The organism is Streptomyces polygonati (assembly GCF_042650325.1).
In the GTDB taxonomy this organism is placed as follows: domain Bacteria; phylum Actinomycetota; class Actinomycetes; order Streptomycetales; family Streptomycetaceae; genus Actinacidiphila; species Actinacidiphila polygonati.
Genome location: NZ_JBHSBB010000008.1, coordinates 196909 through 217797, shown reverse-complemented (window position 1 = coordinate 217797; position 20889 = coordinate 196909). Strand labels below are relative to the sequence as shown.

Here is a 20889-nt window from a genome sequence, read left to right as displayed (position 1 = left end):
GTTCGTGACCCGCAGGACGAGGGGGTGTCCACCGCAGTCGTCGTCGACACCGAACCCTCCGCCCGTGCGGGCCGGTTCGCGGCGGAGCTGGCACGCGCCGTCGGCCACCCGGGCAGCGGCCCGGACCGGGCGCCGGAGCCGGCCCTGTTCGTCGGCGCCGAGGCCGTGGACCCGCTTGCGACTCTCCGGGCGGCCGGGATACGGGACGGCATGGACCTCGGGCTCGGCGCTCCCGTTCCCACGGAGCCCGAGCCCGAGGGCCGTACCGAGATCCGGGTGGTGTCGGGGGCGGGCGCCGGGACCGTCTACCGCCTGATGCCCGGTGACTACGACATCGGCGGCGCGCCGGCCTGCCGTATCCGGCTGGCGCCGGGCGCTCCCCCGGTCGCGGCCCGGGTCCGGGTCGCGGTCGACGGCTCCGCCGAACTGCTCGGCGCCGAGATGGCGCTGATGGACGGCAAGGCGGCCCGGAGCGGGGCGGGATGGCGGGAGGGCAGCCAACTCGCCGTCGGTGACATCCTGTTGGAGCTGACGTCCCGTCAGTCCGCCAAGGCGCCGCTGACGGCCGCCCAGGACGGGCTCGGCCTGGAGTTCAACCGGCCGCCGCGCTTCCTGCCGCCGTCGGCCGGCGCCCGCTTCCGGCTGCCGACCCCGCCGGTCAAGCCGGACAAGCGGCCGATTCCGCTGCTGCCGATCCTGCTGCTGCCGGCCGGCAGCGCGGCGATCGCCATCTTCGTCACCAAGACGTGGACCTTCGTCTTCATCGCGCTGCTCTCACCGGTCGCCGCGCTGGTCACCCAGTTCGGCGGCCGCAAGCAGGCGATGGTCAAGTACCTGGAGCAGAAGGCGGAGCACGAGAAGGTGCTCGCACGCCTGCACGCCGACATCGACGCCGCGATCCTGGAGGAGCAGCACAATCTGCGGCTCGCCCTGCCCGATCCCGCGTCCCTGCTCCAGATGGCCACCCAGCCGTCCGAGCGGCTGTGGGAACGGCGCTGGCAGGACCCCGACTTCCTGTCGGTGCGGGTCGGCACCGCGGACCTGCCGTCGTCGCTGAGCGTCGAGGACCCCACCCAGGACGAGCACCGGCGGACCACCGTGCCGCGCCTCAACCAGGTCCCGGTGTCGGTGGCGATGCGCCGGGCCGGGGTCGCGGGGATCGCCGGTCCGGGCGCGGCCCGGCTGGCCGGCTGGATGGCGGCCCAGGCCGCCTCCCTGCACAGCCCGGCCGATCTGCGGATCGTCGTGCTGGCCGGACCCGAGGGCGAGAAGGACTGGTCCTGGACCCGCTGGCTGCCGCACGCCCAGGCGCAGGGCGAGGACGCGTACTCCCTGGTGGGCAGCACCACCGACTCGCTGGCCCGGCGGATCGGCGAACTCGGCCAGCTCGTCCAGTCCCGGATCGCCGCCGGACCCGAGCTGGTCAGGGGCGGGGTGAGCGGCTACCCGGACGTGCTGGTGGTGCTGGAGCAGGCGCGCAGGGCGCGGTCGCTGCCCGGTGTGATCGCACTGCTGCGCGACGGCCCGTCCGTGGGCGTCCATACGATCTGCATCGACCGCGAGGAGCGGCTGCTGCCCGAGGAGTGCGGCGCGGTCGTCGTCATCGAGACCGGCGCCCCCGGTTCCTGCCGGGTGCGCACCGGCTCGGCCGCCGCCCTGCCGGACGTACGCACCGACTCGCCCGAGCCGGGCTGGTACGAGGCGCTGGCCCGCTCGCTGGCGCCGCTGCGCGGGGTCGGTGACAGCGACGAGAGCGCGCTGCCCGGCTCCGTACGGCTGCTCGACCTGCTGGGTCTGGAGCCGCCGAGCGCGAAGGCCGTGGTGGCCGGCTGGTCGCTCGGCGGCCGCAGCACCAGGGCGATCCTGGGCACCGGCTACGACGGGGACTTCTCGGTGGACCTGGTGCGGGACGGCCCGCACGCGCTGATCGCCGGCACCACCGGCTCGGGCAAGTCCGAGCTGCTCCAGACACTGGTCGCCACCCTGGCGGTGGTCAACCGCCCGGACGAGATGACCTTCGTGCTCGTGGACTACAAGGGCGGCAGCGCCTTCGCCGAGTGCGCCGACCTGCCGCACACCGTCGGTCTGGTCACCGACCTCGACACCCACCTCGTGGAGCGGGCGCTGGTCTCGCTGGGAGCCGAACTGCGGCGCCGCGAGACGCAGTTGGCCGAGGTCGGCGCCAAGGACGTGGTGGACTACCTCGACAAGCGGCAGCGCGGCGGGAATGTGATGCCGCCGCTGCCCCGACTGCTGCTGGTCATCGACGAGTTCGCCTCCATGGTCCGCGAACTGCCGGACTTCATCGCGGGTCTGGTCAACATCGCCCAGCGCGGCAGGTCGCTGGGCATCCACCTGGTGCTGGCCACCCAGCGCCCCGGCGGCGCGGTCACCCCGGACATCCGCGCCAACACCAATCTGCGGATCGCGCTGCGCACCACCGACACCACCGAGAGCCGCGACATCATCGACGCGCCCGACTCCGGTGACATCTCCCCCGCCAACCCGGGCCGCGCCTACGCCCGGCTCGGGCCCTCGGCGCTGCTGCCGTTCCAGGCCGGCCGGGTGGGCGGGCGCCGCCCCGGCGGGCAGAGCGCGGCGGAGACCGAGGTGCCGGTCCGCGCGGCGGCGGTGGCCTGGCGGGATCTGGGCGGCCCGCTGATCGGCGGCCCGGCCCGTGCCTCCGGTCCGGCCGGCACCGAGGCCGTCACCGACCTGGCGGTGCTGACCGCGGCCGTCGCGCGGGCGGCGCGGCTCGCCGAGGTGCCCCGGCAGCCGAGTCCCTGGCTGCCGGCCCTGCCCGACCTGCTGGAGTGGACCGTCCCGGCGGCGCCGCTGCCCGCCGAGCGGCGCCCGGGCGCCCTGCCGGCCGTCGCCTACGGGCTGGTGGACCTGCCCGCCCGGCAGGCCCGCGCCCCGCTCACCTTCGACCTGGACCGGGCCGGTCATCTGCACATCGTCGGTTCGCCCCGCAGCGGCCGCTCGCAGACGCTGCGCACCCTGGCCGCGGCCCTGGCCCAGGCACACGGCGCCGACGACGTCCACCTGTACGGCATCGACTGCGGCAACGGCGCGCTCAACGCCCTGACCGCGCTGCCGCACTGCGGCGCGGTCGTCGACCGCAACCAGGTCGAGCGGCTGGGACGCCTGCTCGACCGGCTCAACACCGAACTCACCACCCGCCAGGGCGTGCTGGGCGCCCGCGGCACCGCGGACCTCACCGAGCTGCGCACCACCCAGCCGCCCGAGCGGCGGCTGCCGCACATCGTGCTGATGGTGGACCGCTTCGAGGTCTTCGAGCGCGAGTTCACCGCCTACGACAACGGCAGCCTGATGGAGCGGCTGGTCAGACTGCTGCGGGACGGCGCGGGCGCGGGCATCCATGTCGTGCTGGCCGGCGACCGGGTGCTGGGCAGCAGCCGGTTCTCCGGCACCACCGAGGACAAGATCGTGCTGCGCCTCAACGACCGCCAGGACTACTCCTCCGTCGGCATCCCCACCAGGTCCGCGCCCGCCGCCCAGGCCCCGGGCCGGGGCATCCGCACCCAGGACCTGACCGAGACCCAGATCGCGGTGCTCGGCGCCGATCTGGCCGGCACCGCGCAGGCGCGGGTGCTCATCGACCTCGGCAAGGTGCTGGCGGAGCGGGAGGCGGGCATCACCGCCACCCGCCGGCCGCTGTCGCTGGACGTACTGCCGGACCGGATCTCCTACGCCGAGGCCGCCGCCCTGCACGGGCCGACCGGGATGATGCGGCCGATGGTCGCCATCGGCGGCGACGTACTGGCCTCGCTGGGGCCGGATCTCGCGGATGTCCCCACCTTCGTCGTCGCCGGGCCGCCGCGCACCGGTCGCAGCACAGTGCTGCTCACCGCGGCCCTGTCGCTGCTGGCCCGCGGCACCGGGGTCATCGTGCTGGCGCCGCGCCGCTCGCCGCTGCGCGAGCTGGCCGGCCGGCCCGGGATCTCGGCGGTCATCACCGACGCGGAGGTGCCGGTGGCCGACTTCCGCAAGGTGCTGGGCAATGTGTCCGAGGCGAACGCGGTGATCCTGGTGGACGACGCGGAGCTGTTCATGGGCTCCGAGATCGAGTCGGACCTGGCGCTGCTGGCGCGCGGCGGGGCCGGCAACGGCTGGGGGCTGATGGCGGCGGGCAACGCGGAGTCGCTGTCGCTGAGCCTGGGCGGCTGGATGGGCCAGGTGAAGCGGAACCGGACCGGCATGCTGCTGTCGCCGCAGACCCTCAGCGACGGCGATGTGATCGGGGTGCGGCTGAGCCGCGGTCTCGTCGGGCAGGCCCCGCAGCCGGGCCGCGGGCTGCTGCACCTCGGCGACGGCGCGCTGGTCGCGGTGCAGGTCCCGCTGTCCTCGGTGGACGGCTGAGCGCGCGCCGGGGGCGGTCCGGAGACGGACCAGGGGGACGGCCGGGCGCACCGCGCCCGGCCGTCCCCGTCCGTTCACGCCGGCACGAAGCGGAAGGTGCCGGTGATCGCGTCGAAGAGGTCGTAGACCTCCTCCTTCAGCGGCAGGTTGGGGCTGGCCAGGGTGACCACCAGGAAGTCCTCGGTGGTCCCGGGGACCGGCATCATCGTGTGCATCGTCAGCAGCTTCACGTCGATGTCGCCGGTCAGCCGGGTGACCTCGGTGCCGGTGACCCGCGCCACCGTCCCCACCGCCGGCACCTTCGCCGAGGTGATCACCCGGTCCTTGGGCGCCGCGCCGCCGGCCGTGGAGACGCCGAGCTGCGCGGAGAGCACCGGCAGGGTGAGCTCGGAGCCCTTGGGCGTGGTGACGGCGAAGACCATGCCGTAGGCCATGAACAGTCCCTCGTCGTAGAGGGTCGCCGTACCCGTGGCGAGCAGCGCGCCCTGCCGGCGGGCCGCCCTGCTGACCTCACGGCCCTGCCGGAACATGTCGTTGATCCGGGCCTTCTGCCGGGGGTCGTCGGTGGTGGCGAGCACCGTCGCCCGGGTTCTGGCCAGTTCCTCCCCGCTCAGGTCGGTCTGGTCCCACAGATCGGGGACGTCGAGGACGAATCGCTGTGCGCTGCTCACTGGCCGGCCTGCCCGTCGCTGAGGTTCTGTACGGCGTCCTGGTCCGTCTTGGCGAAGGCGTCCAGGATGCTGCCGATGGCGTCCTTGACGCCCTGCACCTGCTTCCGCAGCTGCTGCTTGCCGTCGTTCCACTTGTTCTCGAAGTTCTGCGCGGAGCCGTGGGACAGTTCCGGGCCGAACGCCGCGTCGAAGTCGAAGGTGTGGTGCCCGATGTCGATGAAGTCGTGCACGAAGCCCAGCATGTTCTGTGCTTCGAGCAGTTCGTCCCCGGGTATGTTGACGTCCTGAGCCATCCCGATCCCTGGTGCGTGTGTGCCGGTGTGCGCCGGGGTGATTCCCCGCAGCAGGAACACGCGCCGCGGTGGGTGCTTCGTTCAACGCGGAGGACGGCACACAAGCGGCACGGATCCGGCACAGCCCCCTGCCTACGGTCTTCCTCAGAGACGGCTCACCCCTGAGGGAACCAGGACCATGAAGACACGCGCGGCGGCCCCGTACGCCCCGGCAGCCCGATCCGAACTCCTGCACTCGATGGTCGCGGAGCACCGCAAGGCCCTGACCGCCTACGCGGAGCGGCTGCTCGGTGACCACCACCTCGCCGAGGACATCGCGCAGGAGGCCCTGATCCGCGCCTGGCCGCACACCGACCGGCTCTACAGCACCGAGGGGTCGATACGCGGCTGGCTGCTCAAGGTGACCCGCAATCTCGTCATCGACCGGTTGCGCAGTCCTTCGGCGCGCTACGAGACGATCGACGCCGGGAACCACGAGATGAGCCAGCGGGACCACACCGACGCCGTGCTGGCCTCGGTGGAGTCCACCCGGCTGCTGCGGCTGCTGTCCCACGAGCACCGCGAGGTGCTGGTGCACACCTATCTGTGCGGCCGCACCGTGCAGGAGACCGCCGGGATCCTCGGGGTGCCCGCCGGGACGGTCAAGTCCCGTCAGCACTACGCCCTGTCGAAGCTGCGCTCGCGCGGCGTGGCCGGCCCGGCGGGTGCGGCCCGGCCCGCCGCCGGGCCGGGCGGAACGGATCCGGCCGATCCCGCGCGGCCGTGAACCTTCGGGCGCCGCGCTCCGTGTACATCGTGTGAGTCCCTCTCCCCGCCGCAGCGGCACGCGCCCCCGCCCGACCGCCCCGCGCGCCGCCGTGCTGGCCGCGGTCCTCGTGCTGGCCGGTGTCGCCGCCGCCGGCTGCACCAGGACCGTCACGGTCACCAGCACGCCCGCCGCCGCCCCGGCTTCCGCCCCGGCGGCGACCACCCCGCCGCCCGCGCCGCCCGCCACGACCGAGCCCGCCACCGCCGCGGCCGGCAACACCGGATTGCAGGTCATCGACAGCAGCGCGGCACAGAACGGCCTGAACGGCACCGGCGGTACGGTCACCGGCGCCGCCGTCCAGCAGGCGCCGCCGGTCTGGGTGCAGCTGTCGGCGGTCCAGTCGCCCCGGTTGGGGGCCCACCTGATCGACATCAACGAGTCGACGCTGTACCGCTTCGACAAGGACACCGCGCAGCCGTCGGCCTCCAACTGCGTCGACGCCTGCGCGACGCAGTGGCCGCCGGTGACGGTCGAGGAAGGCGGCAACGTCTATCTGGCCGGGGTCGACCCGAAGGCGGTCGGCGCGATCAGCCGGCCGGACGGGCGGATCCAGCTGACCGTGGGCGGCTGGCCGGTCTACCGCTTCGCGCAGGACACCCAGCCGGGCGACACCAAGGGCCAGGGCGTCGGGGGCACCTGGTTCGCGGTCGGCCCGACCGGCGAGAAGGCGCGGCCGTAGCCGTCATGTCCCCTGTCGCGGCAGGCTGTTCAGCGGGCCGGGGCGTCCTCTCGCGAGCGCTCCAGGCGCTCCAGCCGTTCGCGCACGCCCGCCGCGTCGGGATGGTCGAGCCGGTCGTACAGCTCCAGGGCCTGCCGCCACACCTGCTCGGCGCGCCGCGGGTCGGACCGGGCGTGGTGGCTGTCCCCGGCGTGCACCAGGGTGTCGGCCTCCAGGCTGCGGTCCCCGGTGCGGCGGTAGAGGTCGATCGCGTGGCCGTAGCCGGTCAGCGCCTCCTCGTAGCGGCGCAGATGGTGGCGGGCGTAGCCGAGGGAGTCCCAGGCGGCGGCCTCGCCGCACTGGTCGCCGATCTCCTGGTGCATCGTCACGGCCTGCTCGCAGTGCAGCAGGGTGGACTCGTACTCGCCCATCAGCAGATGCGTCCAGCCGATCTCGTTGAGGATCGCGGCCTGTCCGGTGGCGTAGCCGATGGGGGTGTAGCAGTCCGCCGCCCGGCGGTAGTGGTCGAGCGCGCGCCGGTGGTCCTTCATGACGTTGGCCAGGAAGGCGGAGTAGCGGTGGGTGCGGCCCATGCCGATGGGGTCGGCCAGCCGGTCGAACAGGTCCAGCGCCCGGGACAGACAGCGCCGCGCCTCGTCGTGGGCGCCGAGGCGGCAGGCGGCGAAGCCCAGCGCGCGCAGGGCGTTCGCCTGGCCGGGCAGGTCGCCGGTGCGGCGGGCGGCGTCCAGGGCAGTGGTCTGGATGTGGTGCTGCTCCTGCCAGCGGCCGTGCCGGTCGAGGAAGATCTCCAGGGTGGCCGCCAGCTGCCAGCAGGACGCGTCGCCCTCGGCGGTGTGCCGCGCCGCCTGCTCCACCATGGCCAGCAGCACCTGCCGCTCGCGCTGGAACCAGTCGGCGGCCTCGAAGGGCCCGCCGAAGGTCTGCGGGAAGACCCCCGGCGGCGGGTCCGGCAGCGTCACCCGCTCCCGGTAGGTGGCGAGCAGCGCGTCGGCGGTGTGCGCGCTGCGCAGATAGTGCTCGACCATCCGGCGGCGGGTCGCGGCCCGGGTCCGCTCGTCGTCCTGTCCCTCGCAGAGCTCGGCGGCGTAGGCGCGCAGCAGCTCATGGCAGGTGAAGCGGCCGGGGGTGTGCTCGGTGAGCAGATGGTGCTCGACGAGTTCGGCGAGCTGGCGGCGTACCTCCCGCAGCGGCGCTCCGGCCAGGCTGGCCGCGGCCGGCGCGGCGATGTCCGGGGCGGCGTGCAGGCTGAGCAGCCGGAACAGCCGGGCGGCGGCGGGGCTGAGGGCCTGGTAGGACCAGGAGAAGATACTGCGGGCGTCCGTGCGGGTGTCATGGGTGGCGAAGGCGTCCAGGCCCCCCTGGCTCTCCCGGAGTTCCGCCGCTATGGAGGCCAGCGGGAAGGTCGGGTGCAGTACGGCGCGGGCACTGGCGATGGCGAGGGCGAGCGGAAGGCGGCCGCACAGGTCCACGATGGCCTCGGCGGCGGCGCGTTCGGCTGTCACCCGCTGCTCGCCCAGCCTGCGGATGAGGAGTTCGACGCCCTCGGCGCGGCTGAGCAGGCCCAGCGGGATGAAGCGGGCGTTGTCGGCGACGATCAGGCCGTCGAGCCGGTGCCGGCTGGTGATGATGGCCAGGCAGCCGCCGGCGGCGGGCAGCAGCGGGCGCACCTGCTCGGAGTCGCGGGCGTTGTCCAGCAGGATCAGGAAGCGGCGGCCGGCGAACAGGCTGCGGTAGAGCGACGCCAGGGCGTCGGGGCTGTCCGGCATCCGGCCCGGCTTCACCCCCAGCGCGTCGATCACGTCGCGCATGGCCTCAAGGGAGCTGAGCGGTGGCATCGCCGGGTGGAAGCCGCGCAGATTCACGTACAGCTGCCCGTCGGGGAAGCGGTCCTCGACCATGTGCGCCCAGCGCACGGCCAGTGTGGTCTTGCCGACGCCCGCCATGCCGCTGATCGCCCCGATCACCACCGGAGCGTGCGCGCCCTGATCGTCCGGCTCCAGCAGCGCCCGGGACCGGGCGAGTTCGTCCTGCCGTCCGACGAAGGAGGCGATGTCGGCCGGTAGTTGGGCCGGGCGGACGGCGGTCCTCGTACTGTCCGGGCCCGCCGGCGGCGGGGAGTCGCCGGTCGCGGCGTACGAACCGGCGCTCTGCCGCAGGACCTGCTCGTGGGCGGCGCGCAGTTCGGGACTGGGGTCCATGCCGAGTTCCTCGGCCAGATCGGCCCGGACGGACCCGAACAGCTCCAGCGCTTCGGCCTGCCGGCCGGAGGCGGCGAGCGCGGTGATGATCCTGGCCTGCAGGGCCTCGTCCAGCCGGTGGCGCCCGGCCGCCACCCGGCGCAGCGCGGCCAGTACCTCCTCGGCGAGCCCGGACACCTCCCAGGGCGTCGCGTCGGCGGCTTCCTTGGCGGTGGCGACGTACTCGTTCTCCACCGCCACGAAGACGGGATGGTCCCGCAGACGCGGCATGCCGCCGACAGTGACCGGGCCCTGCCACAGACGCAGCGCCTCGACGAGCAGGCGTACGCCCTCCTCCGCCGCGCCCGCGGCGACCGCCCGCTGGGCCGAAGCCCGCAGCTCGCGGAAGCGGGCGAGGTCGAGCGAGGCGGAGTCGGCGGCGAGCCGGTAGCCGCCGCTGGTACGGATCAGGTGGGCGCCCTCGGACCGGGGCGGCAGTCCGGGTTCCAGCAGTCGGCGCAGCCCGCCGATGTGGCGGTGCACCACGTTGACGGCGCTGTCCGGCGGGTCCTCGTCCCAGAGCAGGTCGACAGCCTCGTGCACGGCGACCGGCTCCGGGGCGCGTACCGCCAGCAGGGCCAGCAGGGCCTGCTGCTTCGGGGGCCCCGGCGTCAGCTCGCTGTCGCCCCGCCACACCCTGACCGGCCCGAGAACCGTGTACCGCACTGCCGTCAACATCGCTCGAAGATCCCCGCCGCTGTCCTTCTCGTCGCGCCCCGTCCGGGCCTGCCCGGGGCGGGTCGGAACCGACGGTGGGCGAGGCAGGGAGGTGCCCCGGGTGCCCGACCCGCGAGGGATGAGGCACCGGCCCGGTGCGCCGCCCGCCGAACGGCTCCCTTGTTCAGAAGTCGAACGATACACCGGTGCCGGCCCGGCACGGCGGCGTCAGGGGGCGGCCGGCCGCCGGTCCGGGCGGGGTCGAGGACAGCCGTCCGGGTCGGGCGGGCGCCCGCTGACACCGCCGTCCCCGGCGGTCATATCCATCCCCGCCGCGCCGCCGTGAGGGCGGCCTGGAAGCGGGTGGTGGCGCCCAGCGTCGTCATCAGGCGCTGGATGCGGCGCTGGGTGGTGCGGGGGCTCCAGCCCTGGGTGCGGGCGATGGCCGCGTCCGTCAGACCCGAGGTGAGCAGCGTGAGCAGCACACGGGTCGCCGGATCGGGCGGCGGGCCGCCGGCGCCGGGCGCGGCTCCGCTGCCGGGGGCCGCCCGCCCCTCGTCGAGGGCGGGCGCCGATACGCCGAGGGCCACCGCCCGGTCCCACTCGGCCTCGAAGAGTGCTTCCAGCGCCGCGAGCATCGGGGAGCGGTGGACGAGATACGCCGCCGCGTGGCCGCCGGCCGCCAGGCTGAAGGGGATGAGCGCGGCCCGGTCGTCGCTGATGATCAGCTTGAGCGGCAACTCGCCCCGCACGCGGGCCTGTTCACCGGCCCGCACGCTGGGCATGATGTCGCCGGCCAGCCGGCCGGGCCAGGAGACCGCGGCCCGCGAGTAGATCACCCGGTGGGTGACCCCGGTGCGCTGCCGCAGCATCTGCTGCTGGAGGTTGCTGCCGGGCCGGTCGACGTAGGGGGGCAGGTCGAAGGCGCGGACCTCGCGGCGGGCATCGGCGGTCAGCCGGTGCGCGGCCTCGCTGATGTCCTCGCGGTGGGTCAGCAGTTCCACGGCGATGTCCGGATGGCTGATCCGGCCGGCCTCGCGATGCGTCTCGGCGAGCCGCTGCACCAGGGAGCGCGCCGCGTCCAGCTGGTGCTCGCGCTCCTGGATCAGCGCGGTGACCGCGACCTCGGGCGGGTGCGCGGTGAAGCGGGGCGGCCGGCCGCCGGTCCGGGTGGCCAGACCCATGGCGACCAGCGTCGCGAGCACTCGGGCGGTCGAGGCGGTGGAGCCGCCGCACAGGCCGGCCAGCTCCGAGGCGGTGCCGCGCGGGTGGCCGATCAGCGCGATGTAGACGCGTTCTGTTTCATCGCCGAGACCCAGGACGTTAAGTTCCATTTCTTCTCCGCGCTCGGGTGGCGACCGGCCGCCACCTGGCAGAATCCGGCCACCGGGAACATCTTGCACATGATCCACCGCGCTTGGCATCTTCCACCGCACGGGGCGCTGTTCCGCGGTGGCCGCCAGGTGGCTGCTCGCCATGGGACCTCGCCCGAGCTGTGCGCTCCCCCTCGCCGGAAGGTGTCCCATGCACCGGTCTGTCCCGCCCCCCGGCCGATTCGGCCGCGCCTCGGTCGCGCTGGCGGCCGTCACCGCGGCCGTCACCGCCTCCGTCGCCGTACCGGCCGCCGCTTCGGCGCCGCCACCGGCCTCCTCGCGGGCCGCCTCCTCCCCTCCCGCCCTATCCCCCCTGGCGAAGGCCGCTTCGCCGAAACCGCCGCCGAAGCAGCGCCAGGGCGTCGTTTCCGGCCAGGTCCTGGTCACCCTCACCGCCAGCACATCGGTGACCGGCGCGGAAACAGCCGGCAGCCGGGTGGCCGCACGCGTCCCGGACACCAGCAGCGCCGGGCTGGACGCGCGGCTGCGCTCGGCCGGCGCCGTCTCGCTGCGCCCGCTGCTCCCCGGGCTGTCCCCGGACTCGGTCAACGGCCTCGTGAGCGCGGCCCGTTCGGCGCTCGGCGCGGACACCTCCGATCTGGCCCGCACCTACGTCCTGCAGACCAAGGACAAGGACTCCGCGGCGGTCGCCCGCGCGCTGCGGGGCACGCCGGGGGTGGCCGCCGCCGAACCCGACCGCTATGTGAACACCATGAACAGCGGCGCCCAGCCGCTGCCTTCGGCCGTCGGCGCCACCCGCGCTCCGGCGGCCACGCCCCCGGCCGGCCGGACGGACGCCTCCGGGGTCCCCGCCAACTACGCGCTGTCCGACTCCGCCCAGGCGTTCCTCAATGCCGGGGGCGTCGACGCGGTGGGCGCCTTCTCGCTCCTCCAGGGCCGCTACGGCCAGCAGCCGGGCGCGGGCGAGACCGTGACCAATGTGTCCATCGGCGACCTCACCGACCAGTCGATGGCCGACGCCGGTGACCCGTATGTGCGGAGCAACGGCCCGACCACGGTGGTCAGCGAGGGCCAGCGCTATCTGGACCTGCCGTCGATGCCGCTGATCCCGACCTATGTGGCCGAGGACGCCGGCGGCCTGGACGGCGCCGCCTCCACCGAGAACCAGGACGCCTCCCTCGGCGAGGTCATGCTGGACTTCGGCGTGATGGCGCCGCTCCCCCACGACCGGCAGCGCCCTGCGGACACCGGCAGCGGCTACACCGACCTGCTGGGCATCGCACCGGGCGCCCACTACCGTCTGGTCGTCCCGGAGCAGCCGACCACCGACCGGATCGCCGGCGCGCTGCTGGCGGCGGCCCGGCAGTCGCCCCGCCCCGACGTGATCACCGCGAGCCTGGGCTTCGGCACCGACGCCCAGGGCTTCCCCGGCCGCTATCTGGAGGACGACCCGGTCATACGGTCGGTCGTCGCCTCCATCGTGCGGCAGGACGGCATCGTGGTGTCGATCTCGTCCAACGATGGGACCCGGCTCTACACCCCCGCCTCGGTAGGCCCCGACGGCGGCAGCACCCCCACCGACACGGCAGGGAAGGCGGCCGCCGCCACCACGATCGACGACGACGCGGCGTCCACCACGCCCACCGAGGTGCCCGACTCCGGGGCGATCGCGGCGGGCGGCACCACCCTGGACGACACCCTCGCGCAGGGCGCCGGCGGTCCGGCCACCACCGCCGAGACCCGGATCAGCGGCTTCGGCACCTTCTCCTCGGGCTTCGGCAGCCGGGTGGACCTGTCGGCGCCGAGCGACAACATCGTCGCCTTCTCGCACACGGCCGGCGGCGCCGCGCAGGAGGTCGACGCCTCGCTGAACGGCGGCACTTCGGCCTCCGCGCCGGAGATCGCCGCGGCCGCCGCGGTGGTGCTCCAGGCCGGACGGCTCGGCGGGCACGCACTGACCCCGGCGCGGGTCCGGCAGCTGCTGGAGCAGACCGGCCGGGCCGTGCCGACCCCGCCGCAGATCGACCGGACCCTGCACGTGGGGCCGCAGATCGACGTGACCGCGGCGGCCGAGAAGGCGCTGGGCCGCCGCACACCCGGCGGCCCCTCGCTCGTACGGCTGTCGGTCGCCCACCGGGTGATCGCCGGCGGCCTCGGCGGCTCCTTCACCGAGACCACCGACCCGGACCGGATCGACCTCGGCGACATGGCCTCCGGCGGCGACGGCGAGGGCCTGGTCGGCCCGGTCACCTTCGCCGGTGACGTCACCGGCCTGGACGGCGCCGGAGCCGCGTACACCCTGACCGTCGGCCGGACCGTCTTCCGGTCCGGCTCCCCCGCGATACGGGTGACGCCCCGGCAGCTGCTCGCGGCGGCCGGACTCCCGGTGGTCGCCACCGCCGACCGTGCGCTCACGGTGACCTACGCGGTCGTCAGCGGCGGCCGGACGGTCGCGACCGCCCGCCGTACGCTCACGGTCGGCCCGAGCGACGGCGCCTACGCCGAGGCCGCCGCGCCGAAGGCGCCGGCCGTGGTGAGCGCGGGACACGCGGTGACGGTCTCCTACGACCTGAGCGGGGTCGCCGCTACGGCCGATCCGCAGCTGGTCGTGTCCGGCGTCGGCCACTGGAACCCCGCGCTCGGCCCGGTCTTCAGCGCCGCCTGGCACCAGTCGCTCACCGCGGCGAGCGGCACGATCACCCTTCCGGCCGCCGCGTTCGACGGCGGCGGCGGGATCTACGGCATCGGCATCGCCCAGTCGGGCTTCGGCGGCAACCCGCAGTACATCTCCTGGAGCGAGTTCGCCCCGGTCCGGGTGAGCGGCGGCACGGCCGACCAGCGGGCCGCGGCGCCGCTGATCACCGGCGGCGACGGTGTCCCGGGGCACACGGCCGAAGTCACCCGCGCCGCACCGGAGTTCACGCTGCGCTATGACGCCGGTGAGGTGCGGGGCGCCCGCTCCGCCGAGGTGGAGTTCTCCGCCCCGGCGCCCACCGTGAACGGCTCCCTGAACACCTTCACCGACGCCAACGGCAGCGGCCTCGACGACGACGGCGTGAACACCCCGTCCACCACGCACCGCACCCTGCCCGCGGTCTCCGGCTCGATCCGTCTGGACGCGCTCGGACTCGGGCTGTCCGGCTCCGAGGTGTACGACGTACGGGTGCTGGCCCTGGACCGCGACCACCATGTCATCGGCCAGGCCTCGGCGCTGTCCACCCTGTCGGTGGACGACGGGCCGGCGCCCGGGGGCAGCACGGTGCTGAGCTTCGCCACCGCCGGCAGCCATTCCGTCGCGGCCCTGCGCACCGCCGCCGGGGGCACCGAGATACGCCGCTACGACCCGGCGACCGGCGTGTACGGCGCGGTGATCGCCTCGGACGGCGGCGCCGGTTCGGACTACGAGGTGCTGGGCGCGAGCGCCGACCGCGCGCTGGTCGTCCACCAGGCGGCGCCGGGCGGTGACGTGGGCGTGGAGACCTGGAACACCGCCACCGGCAAACTCGTCGGAAGCGGCCGACTGCCCGCCGACAGCTATACGTTCGTCGTCGGCCGGGTGGACGCCGCGCACGACAGGGGCGCGCTGCTGCTGCGTTCGGCCGCCGACGGCGGCGATCTGGTGCTGCCGGTCGACCTGGCCTCGGGGGTCGCGGGCGCGCCGATCCCCGCCGACCCGGACGGCGTCCCGGCGGGGACGTACAGCCTGCTGGACTTCGACACCTCGACCGGCGCGGTCTATCTGGCCAAGGGCGCGCCCGCGTTCCTGTGCCTGGGCGGTGTCACGGTGGCGCGGGTCGACCTGGTGGCCCGTACGGTGACCGGGGCCGGCTCCACCTCCGGGTGCAGTCACGGCTTCGCCTCGGACGGCGCGGGCACCCTCTACAACCTGTCGGCCACCTCGATCAGCACCAAGATCGTGCCCGGCAGTGTGCTGACCGGCCTCGACGAGACCTCCGGCACACAGGGCGAGCCGGTGAGCCTGCGCCAGCAGGTCCCGGTCGCGCTGGCCGTGGACGGCGTCCACCGGCTGGCGCTGGTCTCCTACTCCTCCCCCGCCGGCACCGCCTACTTCGGCTCCCAGCAGGGGCTGGTGCTCGACAACAACGCGACCGGCCAGCTTCTGCTGGTCGATCTCGCCTCGGGTACGGTGCTGCGCACCCTGACCGGCTTCAGCATGGACTCCCATGGCGGTCCCCTCGTCCACGGAGGGGAGATGAACTCCCTCCAGCTCGATCCGAAGACCCGCACGGGATGGACCTACGCGGCGTACGACGGGCAGATCCAGCAGTTCTCGTACTGACCCGGTGAACCCATGAGGGGGCCCGCCGGTCCGGCCTGTGAGGCCGGGCCGGCGGGCCCCTGTCGTCATCCCGTCACCGGTGTCAGTGGCCTCCCCTGCCGAAGGGGCGGGTGACGCGCACGCTCGCGGTGCTGACGCGTCCCGATCCGGCGCCCAGCGCGGAGACGACCGCGCTCCCGTAGGGCTCGCCCGCCGGGATCGCGACCGAGAAGCGCACGGTGCCCTTGCTGTCGGCGACCGCGGTGCCCAGCGCCGCCGAGTCCAGCGAGAAGGTCACCGCCTCACCGGCACGGTAGCCCGAGGCGCGGACCGGGAAGGTCTCGCCCGGGGCGGGCTTGCTGTCGGCGACGTCCAGCTTGCCCGGGTGGGACAGGCCGCGGTATTCGGCGCAGACATCGCCCTGTACGCCGACCGGGGGCGCCGGGGTGGCCGTCCCGGTGACGCCGTCGTCCTCGCGGACGGTGAGGGTGCCGAAGTCGTGGCTGCCCAGCACCGCGTCGGTCGAGTCGGAGACCGCGATCTTGTAGGCGGCGCTGGCCACCGTGCCGGCCACCGTGTCACCGGTCACCGGGACCGTGACCGCGCGGCAGGTCGAACCGGGGGCGAAGGTGACCTGCTGCATGGCCAGCCCCGCCTTGCCGGTGGCCGACCCGAGCACCGTGAGGTAGGCGGTGACCTTGGACGGACTCGGCTGCGAGAGGTAGACGGCCACGTTGTCGGTGCCGGCCGCGGCGCCCTCCTCCACCGAGGTGGAGGCGACGTTGACCGTCGGCCGCTGCCGGACCTTGGCGGTGCCCATGTCCTTGCTGTCGAAGCCGAGGTCGGACAGATAGGCGCCCGCGCTCGCGGTACCGTCGGCGCCGATGGCCGGGGTGAAGGTGACCGCGGACAGGCGGCTGAGATTCAGCCCGGCCTTCTTGAGCGTGGCGGTCGGGACGTGGATCTGCTGGAGCACGATCTTGCCCAGGTTCGTGGAGGTGCTGGACGGCATCCGCGTCACGCCCCACTTGTTGAGGTCGGACGCCAGGCCGCTCCAGGTGTGGCCGGAGGTGTCGGTCACGCTCAGCTTCATGTCGGTCCCGGTGACCACGCTCTCGTCCGGCGACATGTCCACGGTCATCTCGTCGTAGCGCGAGACGTTCCGCTCGTCGGGCGGGATCGCGACGGTGAGCCGGCCGGCGGTACCGGTCCAGGTCAGGTGCGTCATCGGGTTGAGCGGCACGTTCGGCGCGTAGTTGGCGGGTGTCCAGTAGGGCACCTGCTGGTTGGTGAGCGTGCTGCCCGGATTCGTGCAGAAGGGCAGCGCCTCGGGCACGGTGCGCCCGTACTTGTTCGCGCAGACCACCGCGGTGACGGACCCGGTGGTGGTGACCTGCGGCGAGGCGGTCTTGAAGGTGGTGATGTCCGCGCGCCGGGACGAGGGCTGCTGGGCCACCGTGCGGACGTCGGCGTAGCCGGCCACCGACGGCGGCTCCTGGCCGGAGCCGTCGAACATGCCCTGGAAGCGGCTCCCGCCGCCGAGGGTCGACTCGAAGAAGCCGGCCACGTACGCGGAGCCGACCTGGTACTCCTGGGCCGCGGTGAGCCGGATGTTCTTGCCGGAGGCCAGGGCGGTGGCGCTGGTGCCGCACACCGGGTCGTTGGTGTTCGACCAGTCGTCCGAGGCGCCCGGGTAGGGCGGCGTCCAGGAGGAGTTGTAGAAGTCGTGGTCGGTGCCCATGACCCAGATGTCGGAGCGCTGGACGTCGTCCGAGAAGGTGTCGTCGCGCGAGTCGGCGTAGAAGTGCTGCCCCTGCTGGTCCGACACGTCGCCGTCGCAGTACGGCAGCAGCGTGGTGGTCACGACGTCCGGCAGCGTGGCGCGGGTGAAGTCGATCGGGGCCAGGGCGAAGACCGACTTGAGGTTCCAGGGGTGCTTCAGGGCCTCGTTGAGGGTGCCGGCGGTGACGACGCCCTCGCCGCCGCGCGAGTGGCCCATCAGTCCGATGCTGCTGAAGTCCATGCTGCCGACGAGGCTGCGGGCGGTGATCGTGCCCGTCGGGTAGGTGGACAGACCGGCCGCCAGCGCCTGGTTCAGCGTCAGGTCCTGACCGGTCGCGGCGTCCGGATAGCTCACCGGGTGGCCGCTGTTGGCCGCCTTGAGCATGGTCAGGGTGTCCAGCACCAGCTGGCCGCGCGAGATGGCGCCGTCGTCCGGTGAGAGCTGGTTGTCGTTGGCGTTGATCGCGTTGGCCGAGATCGACACCACCGTGTAGCCGTCGGCGGCCAGTGCCTCGCCGGCGCCGTCGTATCCGGCGTAGCTGAGGATCGGCGCGGTGCCGGCCGGGCAGGGCCAGCCGCTCGCGCCCTTGAGGGTGGTGGTGTTGTAGCAGGAGCTGTGCCGGCCGTGCAGGAAGACGACCAGCGGGTGGTCGCCCTTGCCGCTCGGCAGGTAGATGCGTCCTTCGAGTTCGCCGCGGATGCCGCCGATGTCGGCCAGCGCGATGGACTGGGCGCCGAAGTTGTAGTCGGCGACGCTGTAGCGGCCGGTGCCGATGGTCGTCGGGTCGGCGCCGGTCGAGGCCGGGGCGGAGGGGGTCTTCGGGCCGGCGTTCTGCTGGGTCTTCAGCTGGGCCTTGAGCTGGGCGCTCTCGGGCGGCAGCGTGGTCGAGCCGGTGGCGGTGTCGTCGCCCCCGGTGGACCACTGCCAGCTCACCGAGGTGGCGGTGGCGGCCGAGGGGTCGGCGGTGGTCACCGTGAGCGTGCGCCCGTCGGCCGATTCGGCGGCCGGGCCGAGGCTGGCGCCGTCGGCGAGCAGCACCGGCATGTCGTCCTTGACGGGCAGCGCGGCGTCCAGCGTCAGCGACACCACATAGCCGCCGGCCGCCTTGGCCACCGTCCAGCCGGCTCCCGAATCGACCACGGCGGTGTCCGGCGCGGTGGTCGAGGCGGCGGCCGGGAGGGCGGACAGGGCCGTCGTCGTCCCGAGGGCGAGCAGGCCCGCGGCCAGCGCCACCAGCGGACGCCGCAACGCCGGTATGTGTACGGGTATCCGTCTGTTCATGATCGTCCGCTTCCAGGCTCGTGCCGCGCGGGTGCGGCGTCCGGGTCGTCGTCGGGGTAGGGGTAGAACGCGGTGCCCAGCTTGGGCAGCCAGCCCACGGTGGCCACCGGGGTGGTGCCGTCCCCGGGGTGCTGCGGCAGGAGCCCGGCGTTGATCACCGGTTCCCAGGCCACGGTCAGAAAGCTCATCGCAGCGCCTCCTCGGCGATCAGCGGGTCGTTGGACAGCTCGGGCGGCGTGGGCCGCTCGACGACCAGGGCGTGCGGCGCGACCTTGGCGGTGGACAGCACCGGGTCCGGCGGGGCGGCGTTGTGGTAGTCCGGGAAGTGCGCCTGGTAGTCGATGGCGGCCTGGACGATCTCCGGCTCGCTGAACCGCGGTCCCCAGAACTGCGCGGCGATCGGCAGGCCCACCGTGCTGTCGTAGCCGACGGGGAAGGAGACCATCGGCCAGGCCAGCGCGTTGGGCAGCTGGTAGTAGGCGCGGTAGACGGGGAAACCCGAGCCGGTGCGCAGCCCGATCTGCGCGCCCAGCGACAGGACGAGCATGAAGTCCACGCCCGCCGCGTCCAGCGCGGCCTGGTAGTTGGCCTGCAACTGACGGCGGCGCTTCTCGCCCTCGACCCGCACGGACGCGGGCACGGCTCCGGCGAAGCGGGTCGCGGAGTCGAAGGAGGACACCGTGTCGTTGGGCCCCTTGCGGCCGTACTGGGCCAGCAGCGCCGCGGCCTGGTCGGCCGGGCGGGTGGCGGCGAAGTCCTTGACCGCGTCCCAGTAGCGGATCTCGTACCGGTTGGGGCTCAGCACCGCCGAGGACGGTGAGACCGGGGAGCCGTCGACGGTGGCCAGCACATCGGCGCTGGAGAAGTACGGGTCGTTGGCCGGCACGGTGACGTCCAGGCCCGGGAACTCCTTCACCTGCGCGCCGAGCGAGGTGAGTTGCTGCTTGAGCCGGGCGAACGCGGTCTGGTGGTCCTGGTCGTACAGCGACTGGGGGGAGGTGCCGGCCTGGACGCCCTTGCCGGTGCGCATCCAGTCGGACTGCGGTATCCCGATGGTGATCCCGGACAGCGGCTTGCGGCCGCCGCGGGCGGTGAGCGGCATGGCGGGGAACGGGTCGGGGGCGGCAAGCGTCAGCGGGTCGTTGGCCGGGTCCGGGCCAAGGATCACCGACAGGATCAAGGACGCGTCGCGCACCGAGCGGGCGATCGGCCCCAGCACGTCGTACCCGGGCGACAGCGGCATGAGCCCGGCGACCGAACTGGTGCCGAGGGACGGCTTGATGCCGCTCGCGCCGTTGGCGGCCGACGGCATCATGATGGAGCCGCCGGTCTCCTCGCCGATGGCCGCCGCCGCGAGCCGCGCGATGGGGGCGACACCCGAGCCCTGGCTCGAACCGCCGGGTACATAGGCCTTGTTCCACGCGTTGCCGGCGAAGGTGCCGGTGATCGAGCCGGAGAAGGCCGAGGCGATGGTGTGCCCGAGGATCACCGCGCCCGCCTCGCGCAGCCGGTGCACCACCGTGGCGTCGCGCAGCGCCGCGTTGCCGTCGAAGGCGTGGCTGCCGTCCTTGGCCTCGAAGCCCTGCACGGCCACCGAGTCCTTCACGCCGAACGGGATGCCGAGCAGCGGGGGAAGGGTCTCGCGGGTGTGCCGGGCGCGGGCGAACTTCGTGTCGGCGGCGGCGGCCTGGGCCAGTGCGCCGGCCCGGTCGATCCGCACGAAGGCGTTGTAACCGCCGTTGTCGCCGTAGGTCTCGAAGGGTCCGTTGAAGCGGTCGATACGGTCCAGGTAAGCGGTGGTGACCTGCACGGCCGTCACCACGCGGGCGCGCAGCAGGGCGGCGAGTTCGACCACTTCGTAGTCGACCAGCCGCGACCGGCGCTTGATGGCCGGGACCGACGGGAGACATCGCTCGAACGCCGAGGCGGCCGAGGCGCCGGAGTCCGCGCTGGCCGGGACCGCGGCGCCGACCGACACGGCGGCGGCCCCCGTCACGGCGGCGGCGCCGCCGAGCACGGCCCGGCGGCTGAACCCCTGCCGGGTCTCGGGCACCGCGGGCGCGCCGGCCCGGGCGGGGGTGGTGGGATTCTTGGGATTCGCGAGGTTGGGGGTGACACGCTCTGCTGGCATCTGCCGCTTTCCTGTCCTCGTTGGCGCATAGCAAGAGAAAGGGTGAACGTGGGGGGAATATCCACTCGCCAGGAACTTTAGAACCCCGCGAATACACAGGGGAAGCCCGCTGGAAGGACTTCTCGGCGGGTCGGCCGATATCCACATCCGTGTTTCAGCGGCGTTCCGGAGGGATGAAATTCGGGTGATCGCCAATGCGCCATCAATCCGGGCCAATCGACCGCTTCCGCGCCCGCCACACCCTCTGAGCTGCAAGGAAAGAGGTGTTTGAAACAAAAACTAAACACGGACAGCCTCGCCGACAGGTAACCATGGCGCGTTCATGACATATACACGAGTACGCGTCGGTCCGG

Annotated in this window: 11 protein-coding genes; 4 read left to right on the top strand and 7 right to left on the bottom strand. The window is 73.7% G+C overall.

The annotated features are described in order from the left end of the window. The first annotated feature begins 24 nt into the window (after window positions 1-24). On the top strand, window positions 25-4383 hold the full coding sequence (locus tag ACFO3J_RS09590; RefSeq protein ID WP_449343640.1) for an FtsK/SpoIIIE domain-containing protein: 4359 nt from the start codon (window positions 25-27) through the stop codon (window positions 4381-4383). A gap of 74 nt (window positions 4384-4457) precedes the next feature. Here the strand turns inward: ACFO3J_RS09590 and ACFO3J_RS09585 are convergent, their stop codons facing one another. After that, the gene (locus ACFO3J_RS09585) at window positions 4458-5054 is read right to left on the bottom strand and encodes a hypothetical protein (RefSeq protein WP_386428067.1); all 597 of its coding nucleotides are present in this window, start codon (window positions 5052-5054) and stop codon (window positions 4458-4460) included. Next, a complete protein-coding gene (locus ACFO3J_RS09580; protein WP_386428066.1) occupies window positions 5051-5347 on the bottom strand; it encodes a hypothetical protein in 297 nt (98 codons plus the stop codon). The genes ACFO3J_RS09585 and ACFO3J_RS09580 overlap by 4 nt, the downstream gene beginning before the upstream one ends. A gap of 178 nt (window positions 5348-5525) precedes the next feature. On the opposite strand from ACFO3J_RS09580, the gene ACFO3J_RS09575 reads away from it, so the two are divergent. Next, complete coding sequence (locus ACFO3J_RS09575; protein WP_386428064.1) at window positions 5526-6113, top strand: sigma-70 family RNA polymerase sigma factor; 588 nt, start codon at window positions 5526-5528, stop codon at window positions 6111-6113. A gap of 31 nt (window positions 6114-6144) precedes the next feature. Further along, on the top strand, window positions 6145-6834 hold the full coding sequence (locus tag ACFO3J_RS09570; RefSeq protein WP_386428062.1) for a hypothetical protein: 690 nt from the start codon (window positions 6145-6147) through the stop codon (window positions 6832-6834). Between the two features lie 29 nt (window positions 6835-6863). Here ACFO3J_RS09570 and ACFO3J_RS09565 read toward each other — a convergent pair whose 3' ends face one another. Both ACFO3J_RS09565 and ACFO3J_RS09560 read right to left on the bottom strand, forming a co-directional pair. Beyond that, window positions 6864-9749: an AfsR/SARP family transcriptional regulator gene (locus ACFO3J_RS09565; RefSeq protein WP_386428060.1), complete on the bottom strand. Its 2886-nt coding sequence runs from the start codon at window positions 9747-9749 to the stop codon at window positions 6864-6866. A gap of 296 nt (window positions 9750-10045) precedes the next feature. Beyond that, window positions 10046-11062, bottom strand: coding sequence for a helix-turn-helix domain-containing protein (locus ACFO3J_RS09560; RefSeq protein WP_386428058.1), 1017 nt, complete (start codon window positions 11060-11062; stop codon window positions 10046-10048). 190 nt (window positions 11063-11252) lie between these two features. Here ACFO3J_RS09560 and ACFO3J_RS09555 point away from each other — a divergent pair, with 190 nt between their 5' ends. Further along, complete coding sequence (locus ACFO3J_RS09555) at window positions 11253-15362, top strand: S8 family serine peptidase (RefSeq protein ID WP_386428056.1); 4110 nt, start codon at window positions 11253-11255, stop codon at window positions 15360-15362. Between the two features lie 82 nt (window positions 15363-15444). Here ACFO3J_RS09555 and ACFO3J_RS09550 read toward each other — a convergent pair whose 3' ends face one another. The 3 genes from ACFO3J_RS09550 to ACFO3J_RS09540 are packed head-to-tail and all read right to left on the bottom strand — an operon-like array spanning window position 15445 to window position 20536. Then, window positions 15445-18405 (bottom strand): hypothetical protein, encoded by a 2961-nt coding sequence (locus tag ACFO3J_RS09550; RefSeq protein WP_386428054.1) that lies wholly within the window; start codon window positions 18403-18405, stop codon window positions 15445-15447. Beyond that, on the bottom strand, window positions 18402-18593 hold the full coding sequence (locus ACFO3J_RS09545) for a hypothetical protein (protein ID WP_386428053.1): 192 nt from the start codon (window positions 18591-18593) through the stop codon (window positions 18402-18404). Before ACFO3J_RS09545 ends, ACFO3J_RS09550 begins: the two co-directional genes overlap by 4 nt. Then, window positions 18590-20536 carry an amidase gene (locus ACFO3J_RS09540; protein ID WP_386428052.1) on the bottom strand — a complete coding sequence of 649 codons (1947 nt, stop codon included), beginning with the start codon at window positions 20534-20536 and terminating at the stop codon, window positions 18590-18592. Before ACFO3J_RS09540 ends, ACFO3J_RS09545 begins: the two co-directional genes overlap by 4 nt. Between the last annotated feature and the right edge of the window lie 353 nt (window positions 20537-20889).

What these genes read in the sequence shown, in the direction of transcription:
- ACFO3J_RS09560 (WP_386428058.1), bottom strand. Translation starts at nt 11,062, where the DNA reads ATGGAACTTAACGTCCTGGGTCTCGGCGATGAAACAGAACGCGTCTAC.
- ACFO3J_RS09565 (WP_386428060.1), bottom strand. Translation starts at nt 9,749, where the DNA reads ATGTTGACGGCAGTGCGGTACACGGTTCTCGGGCCGGTCAGGGTGTGG.
- ACFO3J_RS09575 (WP_386428064.1), top strand. Translation starts at nt 5,526, where the DNA reads ATGAAGACACGCGCGGCGGCCCCGTACGCCCCGGCAGCCCGATCCGAA.
- ACFO3J_RS09550 (WP_386428054.1), bottom strand. Translation starts at nt 18,405, where the DNA reads ATGAACAGACGGATACCCGTACACATACCGGCGTTGCGGCGTCCGCTG.
- ACFO3J_RS09540 (WP_386428052.1), bottom strand. Translation starts at nt 20,536, where the DNA reads ATGCCAGCAGAGCGTGTCACCCCCAACCTCGCGAATCCCAAGAATCCC.
- ACFO3J_RS09545 (WP_386428053.1), bottom strand. Translation starts at nt 18,593, where the DNA reads ATGAGCTTTCTGACCGTGGCCTGGGAACCGGTGATCAACGCCGGGCTC.
- ACFO3J_RS09580 (WP_386428066.1), bottom strand. Translation starts at nt 5,347, where the DNA reads ATGGCTCAGGACGTCAACATACCCGGGGACGAACTGCTCGAAGCACAG.
- ACFO3J_RS09555 (WP_386428056.1), top strand. Translation starts at nt 11,253, where the DNA reads ATGCACCGGTCTGTCCCGCCCCCCGGCCGATTCGGCCGCGCCTCGGTC.